The sequence below is a fragment of the Streptomyces sp. NPDC054840 genome (assembly GCF_053611065.1).
Window position 1 is genome coordinate 1 of the sequence record NZ_JBSGZP010000495.1, and the last position, 5589, is coordinate 5589.

General features: G+C 71.0%; 4 protein-coding genes. All 4 read right to left on the reverse strand.

All coding sequences use genetic code 11. From position 1 onward, the window contains the following. Positions 1-2529: hypothetical protein (locus ACWGIU_RS27755; protein WP_453710246.1), on the reverse strand; the 2529-nt coding region annotated here is incomplete at its 3' end. A 20-nt stretch (positions 2530-2549) separates the two neighbouring features. Beyond that, positions 2550-3437 carry an FG-GAP repeat domain-containing protein gene (locus tag ACWGIU_RS27760; protein WP_453710248.1) on the reverse strand — a complete coding sequence of 296 codons (888 nt, stop codon included), beginning with the start codon at positions 3435-3437 and terminating at the stop codon, positions 2550-2552. Between the two features lie 240 nt (positions 3438-3677). Further along, a complete protein-coding gene (locus ACWGIU_RS27765) occupies positions 3678-4958 on the reverse strand; it encodes a hypothetical protein (protein ID WP_453710250.1) in 1281 nt (426 codons plus the stop codon). After that, positions 4948-5529 (reverse strand): DUF6114 domain-containing protein, encoded by a 582-nt coding sequence (locus ACWGIU_RS27770; protein ID WP_453710252.1) that lies wholly within the window; start codon positions 5527-5529, stop codon positions 4948-4950. Before ACWGIU_RS27770 ends, ACWGIU_RS27765 begins: the two co-directional genes overlap by 11 nt. Positions 5530-5589 lie beyond the last annotated feature (60 nt).

Sequence of the window (5589 nt, forward strand, 5' to 3'; positions counted from 1 at the left end):
CTTCTTCGCCGCGGCAGCGGCCTTGGCCGCCTGGTCCGCCTTGGCCTGGGCCAGGGCCGCCTGCTGCTCGGCCGCCGTCTTCGCGGCCTGCCCGGTCAGCACGGCCAGACCCGCCGAGGAGTCGGTCTCCTTGTACGGGGAACCCAGCTCGACGGCGTCGTTGGCCGGCTTGACCACCTGCATCGCCGACTCACTGGCGGCCACGGCCGCCTGGGCCGTGGAGAAGGCGAAACCGGCCGTGCGGATGGATTCGGCTCCGGCCGCCACCGCTTCACTGCGGGCCACCGAGGCATCGGCCTTGGCCTTCTCCGCCTGCTGATGGGCCGTCTCCGCCTGCGACTTCGCGGTGATCGCGTTCCACTTGGCCGCGTCCGACGCGTCGATGGCCTCGGCCGCCGCCGCGTGTGCCTTCTGCACCGCGGCTTCGGTGACCGCGACGTCCCTCTTGGCCGCGTCCGCCGCTGCCTGGGCGCGCTTGGCCGCCCCCTGGGCCCGGGTCGCCGCCGCTCTCGCGTTGGTCGCGGCCCCGGTCGCCGTGTCCGCCTCGGCGCGTGCGGCCGTGGCCGCCGTGCCCGCGTTGTCGGCGGCGGTACGTGCGGTGGTGGCTGCGGTACGGGACCCTTCGGCCGCGCTCGTGCCCTCGTCGGCTGCGGCCTTGGACTCCTTGGCGTAGGCCTTGGCCTCCAGGGCGTCACGCTGCTGTTCCGCGTCGATCGCCTTGTTCCGGGCCGTCACGGCCTTCTTCTCGGCGTCGACAGCGTCCTTCATCTTGTTCTCGGCGGTGGTTCCCGCAGTCTGCGCGGCGGCCAGTTGGCTGCCCGCCTCGGTCCGCTGGGTCTGGGCCCGGGCTTCCGCCGCCGAGGCCTTCGCCCGCTCCGATTCGGCGAGCTCCTTCTGCGACTTGGCGTAGTCCCGCTCGGCCTCGGCCTTCTCGCGCTTGGCCTTCGCGTCCGCCGCAGCGGTCTTGGCCTCCTTCTCCGCTGCCGCCGCCTTGACCTGCGCCGCCTTCGCCTTCGAGGCGTTCTCCGCGGCCTTCACCGCCTGCGCCGCGGCTCCCTCCGCGGAGGCCTTCGCCTGGGCGGCGGCCTCCTCGGCGGCCTTGCGGCGGAACTCCGCCTTCGAGGCATGCGCCTGCGTCATGGCAAGCGAGTTCAGCGTCTTGCTGTCGGCCGCCGAGGCGCGTGTCGCGTTCAGCGCGGTCTCGGTGGCCTTGGCCGCCGCCTGGGCGGCAGCCGCCGAAGCCTTGGTGACCTGGGCCGCCTGCTGACCGTAGAGGAGACCGCGGCCGCGGGGCAGGCCCGCGTTGTCGGCGATCGCGTACGCCGCGTTCTGCGCGGTGGTCACCTTGGCGGCCTGCGCCTGGGCGTCCTGGGCCGCGCGCGAGGCCACGTAGAGCCGCCCGGTCGCGCGGGCCTGGGCCTGCTCGATCCACGTGCGGGCCTTGGTGAACTCACTGGCCGGCGGGCGTCCGCTGCCGGCCGGAACCTTAAGGAAGTGCGCCTCCCAGTCGGTGAGCCGACTGGCGATCATGGACTGGCCGAGGGCCTCGGCCATGGCCTGCGCGGCGATCTGCAGGTCCTTGGAGGCGGCCTGCTCGGCACCGAGGATGGTGTCCCGCTGGGCGTTCTGGCCCGCGATCTCGGCCTGCCACTCCTGGGAGGCGACGGCTGCCTCGGCTGTCAGAACCTTGTGCGGGTCGATCGGGTTGCGCGTCGCGCAGGACGCGAAGCGCGCCTTGAGCTGCTCCACGTCGATCCGGAATTCCATGGAATCCGGGGCGGGGGCGCTGGTGGGGAAGCCGCCGTTCTGCAGGAAGATGCGGGCGTCGTCGGCGTACATGGGGGTGGACCCCGCCATGTGCCACTCCCACTCCTTGCGGTCCTCGTAGGTCTCGTGGGTCTCCGGGTAGTACCGGGCCTTCGCGATCTTGGTGGCCGCGTCGACCGAGGCCTTGCCGGCCAGCGGGTGCTGATCGGTGTAGAACTCGCTCTCGCCCGTCCAGAACTGGTCCGCGATCCAGCCCCCGTAGCCCGTCGCCATGAAGATGTCCGGGTTGTCCGGCGGCCACTGGAATCCCGTGTTGGTGTAGCCGGGCGGGATGTCGTTCATGTAGAGGGAGGCCTGCCACGCCTTCGTGCGCGCCTCCATCTCGGCGAACTTGGCTCTGGCCGCGTCGTGGTCCTTGGCGTACGCGGCGGACAGCGGGGTTCCGTCCCAGTAGTTGCGCGCCGCGGCGGCGAGCAGCTCGGTTTCGGTTCCCTTCAGTCCCGTGCGGGCGACGCTCTTCAGCTGCGTGCCGCCCTTGCGCAGCACGTTGCCCAGCAGGCACTGCGCCTCGCGGACCTTCTGAGCCGCGTCCAGGTCGTAGGGGGCGGGATCCGCGGCGGCGGCCGGGCGCAGGCCGTCGAGGGGCTGCACCCCACTGCTGGTCAAGGTGACGGCGGTGGCTGTGGCCACGGCCGTGAGGGTCAGGAAGCTCGTCCAGTTGCCGAAACGACGGCGTCTGGGCGTGGTTGCGTTCTTGCGCATACCCGTATCAGCCGTTCTGCTCAGAAGAGGACATCGAAGGCCGCCCAGCCCGAGGTGCCGATCTGCACCCGGGCGGCGAAGGGGGCGGCCGGGTTGCCGGTGCCCTTGAACAGCCACAGTGCGCCCGCGGTGTCAGCAGCGATCAGGTCGGTCTTCCCGTCGCCGTCGGTGTCACCCGCGGAGGCGAGCGTCCTGTATGCCTGCCAGCCCGGACCCACGACGTACCGCGTGCCGACCACGGCGTCCACCGTGGCCGCGCCCGTACCGGCGTAGACGGCGAGCGTGCCGTCGGTCGTCCGAGCGAGGATGTCGGCCTTGCCGTCACCGGTGTAGTCGCCGCGGCCCACGAGCGTCATGCCGCCCCACCCGGTGCCGATCCGCACCCGGGCCGCGAGCGTGCCGTCGGACTTGCCCTGGTACAGCCAGAGGCTGCCGGCGGCGTCGCGACCGATCAGGTCGGGATCGGCGGAGCCGCCCATGTTCCCCACGGAGACGATCGCGTCGTAGATGTCCCAGCCGCCGCCGATGAGCTTGGTGTCGTTGCCGTGCTCGGCGGTGTAGTAGAGCCTTCCGGCGGCACGGTGGTAGAGGTCGTTGGCCCGGCCGCCCTCCGACACGTTGGCCTGGACGAGTGCGGTCGCCTCGCCGAAGCCGCCGCCGAGCTCGTAGGCGGACTTCAGGCCCCCCGTACCGTTCGCCTCGTACGCCCGGAGCTTGCCGGTGCTCGCGTTCCGCGCCAGGAGCGGGAACGTCTTCAGGCGCGGGGCCGCGGCCTGGGCCCCCGCGGAGCCGGCGTTGGCGGTCCCGCCTGGCCAGAGTGGCGGCGCCACTCCGGACACCCCGAGCGCGACGGCGGCCAGCACCAGGCCGATCGCGCAGATCACCGCCCGGCGCGCCGAGCGTTTCATGGTGTGCAGCATAAAGGTGCAGATCCTCAGGGAAGTCACGAGCGCAGGCATGCCAAGGGCACACCGAAGTGCTTGCGAGTCCCCCCGTGGACAGCTGCGCGCCGCGTGCATGACAGCGGCATTTGCACGCTAGTCGGGCGTGCAAGTCCTGTGAAGATCCTGTGAGTTACCTAAGGGTAACAGAAAGCGGACGGCCCGCCCCCGCAAAGGGGACGGGCCGTCGGAAGGCGTGAGCCGACGCTACTCCGGCGGCCCCATGTAGTTCTTCAGGCCCGGAACGGTGAGCGTGCCGCCGAACTGGCCGGCCTGGACGACCTTCACGTCGGTGAAGAACGCGAACGGGACGTTCAGGGGCGGCGGGCTGTTCGGGGTGAACTCGATCGGGATCAGGCCGAAGAGGTTGCCCTTGAGGCTCTCGGTGTACATCGTCACCGTGCCGCCGCGGATCTTGGACGTGGAGCCCGGACGGGACTTCAGGTGGGCGACGTTCCCCTCCTTGCCGACCGTCTGGTACAGGTCCTTGATGTCCAGCGAGTCCGCGGTGAACTTCAGGACCTTCTTGGTCTTGCCGCCGGCCGTCTTCACCTCGACGATGCCGTGGTAGTCCAGGCCGTAGAGGGTCAGCAGCGAGCTGTCGAGGTACCAGGGCTCGTCCGGCAGGAGCGGGACGCCCTGCTCCAGCTCGGCGTCGGCCAGTGCCTTGGCGTCGTAGGTCGGGCACGGGAAGGGCTGCTTCCCGTCCGGGTCCTTCGTCTCCTCGCCCTTGGCCTTGTCCTCCGCCTTGGACGTGTCGTCCTTGGCTTCGTCCTTGGCCTCGCCGGTCTCGTCCTTGGGGTCCTTCTCGGTCTTCTTGACCTCCTCGGACAGCTCCTTGACCTCGACACCGGCCTTCTTCGCCGCGTCGCGGATCGCGTCCGCGGCCGGGTCCGGGGCCGGAGCCGCCGTGGCGGTACCGGAGGGAGTGGGCGCGGGCGTCGGGGTCGCCGTCGCCGTCGCGTCCGTGAGGGGCCGGCCGAGCTCGTCGACCAGGTTCTTGAGCGCGTCGCCGACGCCCAGCGGGTCCAGCGGGTTCGTGGACTTGGTCGGCTCCGGAGCCGGGGTCGTGGCTGCGGCCTTCTCGCTCGTCACCGGGGGCTTGGCGGCCGCCGACGGAGAGGTGCTCGGCTGCACCTTCGCGGACGCCGACGGAGAGGGCGTCGCGCTGGGCGACGTACTCGGCGAAGGCGTCTTGGAGGGCGTGGGCGACGGGGACTTCGACGCGGTCTCCGCGGGTTCGTCGGACCGCGTCACACACGGGCCGGGCGCGAAGGGGATCTCCTTGTCGTCAGCCACCGCAAGCTTGGGCGCCATGCCCATCCCGACGAACACGGCCGTCGGCATCGCCGCGAGCGCCATCGTCTTGCCGACGGGTATCTGGATCTTGTTCAGCAGCGATTTTCTGGGCGCCGCGTGGCGCGGCCCCTTCACTGCACGGGACTCTGCGCCTGGGGCCACGCCCCGCTGCGTCTCGTCACCCCGCACTGTTCCTCCCGCCATCGGCGTGGGCAGTCGTCTCGCTCGCGTGTGCCGTTTCCGTTCCACGGGGACCCGGAATGCCGTGGATGCCCATGTCCGCTGTCGCCTCCGCCTTGCTCAGCCCGACCGGGACCGGCTGGTCCGACACGGGCGGCTCCTCCTCGGCCGGCTGACCCGGCGCCCAGGCCAGGGCGAGAGCGCCGCCGACCATGGAGAGACTGAAGCCGACGAAGAAGCCGCCGAGGTTGGACACCGGGATCGAGACCAGGGCGAGCAGGATCGCGGCCACGCCGGCGAAGACACGGATGGTCTCCTGGAACCAGAGGGCCAGGCCCAGCGTGATCAGCAGTACACCGATGATCAGTGCGCCCGCGCCGCCCGTGGTGGCCATGGCGAGACTGACATTGCCCAGCCGGAGGTCCGCGTAAGGGAAGTATGCGATCGGGAAGCCACCGAGGAGCGTGAACAACCCGGCCCAGAAGGGACGGCGGCCGCGCCAGGCATGGAAGTGGTAGTACACCACGGTGGGCCAGGCGTCGTCTTCTGCGCGAACGTAAACCGGGGCCTGGGGGTTCATGGACAACAGCTCCCTGGAAACGGTGGTACTTGAGAACTCTGTGGAGCCCGGACGGGCGGG

Excerpts from the sequence above, each read along its gene's own strand:
- ACWGIU_RS27760 (WP_453710248.1), bottom strand. The coding sequence starts at position 3,437 with ATGAAACGCTCGGCGCGCCGGGCGGTGATCTGCGCGATCGGCCTGGTG.
- ACWGIU_RS27770 (WP_453710252.1), bottom strand. The coding sequence starts at position 5,529 with ATGAACCCCCAGGCCCCGGTTTACGTTCGCGCAGAAGACGACGCCTGG.